Here is a 3,640-nt window from a genome sequence, read left to right on the forward strand (position 1 = left end):
CCGCCGCCGCCCGCCCGGCCGGGGTGGCCTGCCTCCCGCCCGCCTCGATCCGCCCGTGTACGACGCCTCTGGCCAGGCCAAGCTTCTCCGCCAGCATCGCGGCGACTCCCCCGGCGGAACGACCCTTCTGTCTGTGCAGGCCCGCCAGTTCGGCAGTGGCGCGCGCTCCGGCGGCCTCCAGCCGGCGGGCCACGATCTCGGCGCGTCCCACGGCGTCGACCAGCACGTCCGCGTCTTGATCCGACCAGTCGACCTGGCAGAGGCTTTCCACGGAGGCCTCGAGGAACGCGAGAACGTCGGCCAGCGTGGCCGTCTCCGACCCCTGCTCCGGCGCGTCCCACACTCCCTGTTCCATGGCTCAAAGTATAGAACACACGTACGACACCGAACGGGAGTCGACGAGGGACCGCCGGTCCAGGATTCGCGAGAGATGGTCGGTGCCGGCGAGGAACCGCCGGGTCGGAACTCCTAGTCGACGACGACGAGGGCCAGCCCGAAATCGCCCGCCGCATCGGTCCACACCGCCTGACCGCCGAAGCCGTGTCCCGCGAGTTCGTCGACGAGTGCGTGGGGCTCGAACTTCCGGGCGATCTCGGTGCGGATCCCCTCACCGGCGGCCAGCGTGCGCTCCCGCCCGAGGGTCGGGAAGTCGATCCGCACGTCGCGCACCGCGCGCAGCCACATCTCGATCCGGCTCTCCCGGGCGTTCCACACGGCCTCGTGCCGGAAGTCGCGGCAGTCGAGGCCCGTGCACTCGACGGTCCGCGCGATCACGTCGAGCATGTTGAGGTTGAACTCGGCGGTGACCCCGGCGGCGTCGTCGTAGGCCGCGACCAGCCGGTCCGGACTCTTGACCAGGTCGAATCCCACGGCCAGCCGGTCACCCGGGGCCATGATCCCGCGCATCATGCGGAAGAACCCGGCGCGCTGCGACTCGCTGAAGTTGCCGACGGTGCCGCCGAGGAACAGCACCAGCCGTCCGCCCGGCTCACCCGGCAGCGGGCCGTCGAGAGCGGTGATGTCGCCGATGACCGGGTCGATCCGCAGACCCGGATACTCCTGCTCGAGCGCGCGGGCGGTCTCGAAGAGCATCTCGGTGCTGATGTCCAGGGGCACGAATCCCGCATCCGCGCTCCCGGCCGCCAAGACGTCGAGCAGCACCCGGGTCTTCTCGCAGGTCCCGGCCCCGAGCTCGACCACCGTCGAGGCCTCGCCCACGATGTCGCCGGCCCGGGCCCGCAGGATCTCGGCCTCGGCCCGGGTGGGGTAGTACTCCGCCACGCGGGTGATCTGGTCGAACAGCAGGCTGCCCTCCTCGTCGTAGAACCAGCGCGGGGGCAGGGTGGGCGGGTCGGAGAAGAAGCCTTCGAGCAGGTCCGACTCCAGCGCGGCGGTGTCGGGGTCGGTGGACTCCGTCGTCGTCGTGGTGGTCGTCGTCGTGGTCGTCGTCGTGGTCGGGTTCTCGGTGTCGGTCATCGGGCGAGCCTCAGTCCCGTCGCCGCCCACCGGGATGAGGCGGGGAAGAAGTTCCGGTAGGTGGGTCGCGTGTGGCCCGCCGGGGTGAGGGCGCTGCCACCACGTAGGACGTGCTGGTCGGACATGAACTTGCCGTTGTACTCGCCGGCGGCGCCCTCCTCGGTGACGAACCCCGGGTAGGGCAGGTAGGCGCTGGCGGTCCATTCCCAGACGCCGCCGATCGTCCGATCCGTGGCGGGTTGCGGGTGGCAGCGGTCGGGGTCGAGCTCGTCGCGGATCTCCCAGCCGGCGGTGGCGACCTCCCACTCGAACTCGGTGGGCAGGCGGGCCCCGGCCCACCGGGCGTACGCGTCGGCCTCGTAGAAGGACACGTGGCACACGGGTTCGGCGTCCACGACCGGACGGCGACCCGAGAGGGTGAAGGTGGTCCACTCACCGTCGGCGGCGGGAGCCCCTGCGGTGCCCGCGGACGCGCTCCCGCCGACACCGTCCTCGCGCCTCCAGTACCCGGGTGCGTCCCAGCCCTCGTCCTGCACGGCGGACCACCCGTCGGAGAGCCACAGCTCGGGGCGGGCGTACCCTCCGTCGGCCATGAATTTCTTCCAGTCGGCCACCGTGACCTGGCGGGTCGCCACCTGTCCGCCGGGGATCCACACCCGGTGACGCGGGCGCTCGTTGTCGTAGGAGAAGCCGTCGTAGGAGGAGCCGCCGGAGGGCTGATCGTCATGGGTGGACCCGGAGCGGTCGGCCGGGTCCGCGGCGCCGACCCGGGCGACCCCCTCGACGACGTCGAGCCAGCCCGTCTCCCCCGGTGCCGCGGCGACCGGGTCCGCGGACCTGTGCACGTAGACGGGGTCGGTCGGATTGTGCGAGAAGAGGTGTTTGGCATCCATGAGCATCAGTTCCTGATGCTGCTGCTCGTGGTGGCAGCCCAACTCGAGCAGCTCCAGCCCACGGTCGTCGACCCGGCCCGCCTCGAGCGCGGCCACCACCGCGTCGTCGACGCGTGCCCGGAAGTCGCCGATCTCCGCCACCGACGGGCGGGTGATGAGCCCCCGCTGGGGTCGGGGCTGCCGCGGGCCGACGGCCTCGTAGTACGAGTTGAACAGGAACCGGAAGACCGGCTCGGGCGAGGAATAGCCCGGCAGCCGACCCAGCACGAACTCCTCGAAGAACCACGTGGTGTGCGCCCGGTGCCAGGCCGCGGGGCTGGCGGCGGTCATCGACTGCGGCACCTGGTCCTCGGCGCTGAGACGGGAGGCCAGCAGGTCGGTGAGCCGGCGGACGTGCAGGAACTTCTCGACCGCGGCCCCGGCGCTGCGCCCCGGAACCGTCTGTGGCCCTTCGGTGGTGACATCTCCGACAGTCATGGGATCTCCCCCGGGTTCGTGGTCGGCGGTCGGACTGCCGCCAGACTAACCACGGGGTGGTTCGGTGCCCACCGCTGTTCGGATGACCCGGCCTGCTAGATCGCACCGCCGGGGAACGGCACCGGGGCCGCGGCCGTGAGGTTGCGCCGCTCGTGCTCGAGGAGCCGGAGGCGGTACTCGGGGCAGTTGCCCATCCCGCCGTCGGCGCGGATCACCCGGTGCACCGGGATGACGAACGGCACCGGCACGAGGGTGCACAACCGCCCCACCCGGCGGGCGTTGCGGGGCCGGCCCGCGTCCACGCTGACCTGCCCGTAGGTCGAGGTCTCCCCGTACGGGATGTGCTGGATCTCGCGGTAGGCCTCGCGGGAGAACGCGTCGTGCACACCGGCGGCGGCCCAGTCCACCGGAACGGTGAACTCACGCAACCGGCCCGCACAGTAGGCCTCGAGCTGGTCCGCCACCCGGTCGAGGTGCTCAGCGGCCGCGCCGGGCTCGGACCTGTTCACCTCGTCGTCGTCGGACGGTTCCACGGCCAGCCACGACGCGACGTCCCCGTCCACGCCACTCGGGTCCGGCCCCACCTGGTCCAGGCGCGCCAGGCCTCGAGGGGTGGCCTCGACGATCATCCGGCCGGCGGCCGTGTCGAGTACCCGGACGGACCTACCGGCGGTCCCGCGGGGCGACGTCACGCCTCACACCACGCTCGGCCGGTCCGGGTTGGTCACGTCGGCGTCGGCGGAGTCGAGGAGCGCGAACAGCGCGTCGGCGCCGTCGCGGGCGATCGCCGACAT

General features: G+C 72.1%; 3 protein-coding genes and 1 pseudogene. All 4 read right to left on the reverse strand.

Going from position 1 to position 3,640, the window contains the following annotated elements; translation table 11 throughout:
* Positions 1-355, reverse strand: a pseudogene (locus tag G6020_RS09495) (HNH endonuclease); the annotation flags it as partial.
* Between the two features lie 113 nt (positions 356-468).
* Positions 469-1,476: an L-histidine N(alpha)-methyltransferase gene (egtD, locus tag G6020_RS09500; protein ID WP_182610446.1), complete on the reverse strand. Its 1,008-nt coding sequence runs from the start codon at positions 1,474-1,476 to the stop codon at positions 469-471.
* Positions 1,473-2,846, reverse strand: coding sequence for an ergothioneine biosynthesis protein EgtB (gene egtB, locus G6020_RS09505; protein WP_182610447.1), 1,374 nt, complete (start codon positions 2,844-2,846; stop codon positions 1,473-1,475). The genes egtD and egtB overlap by 4 nt, the downstream gene beginning before the upstream one ends.
* A gap of 95 nt (positions 2,847-2,941) precedes the next feature.
* Positions 2,942-3,538 carry a methylated-DNA--[protein]-cysteine S-methyltransferase gene (locus tag G6020_RS09510; protein WP_347238344.1) on the reverse strand — a complete coding sequence of 199 codons (597 nt, stop codon included), beginning with the start codon at positions 3,536-3,538 and terminating at the stop codon, positions 2,942-2,944.
* Positions 3,539-3,640 lie beyond the last annotated feature (102 nt).

Origin of the sequence: Dietzia sp. B19 (genome assembly GCF_014145155.1) — a bacterium.
GTDB lineage: Bacteria > Actinomycetota > Actinomycetes > Mycobacteriales > Mycobacteriaceae > Dietzia > Dietzia natronolimnaea.

Coding starts and splice junctions, on each gene's coding strand:
- egtD (WP_182610446.1), bottom strand. CDS start 1,476: ATGACCGACACCGAGAACCCGACCACGACGACGACCACGACGACGACC.
- egtB (WP_182610447.1), bottom strand. CDS start 2,846: ATGACTGTCGGAGATGTCACCACCGAAGGGCCACAGACGGTTCCGGGG.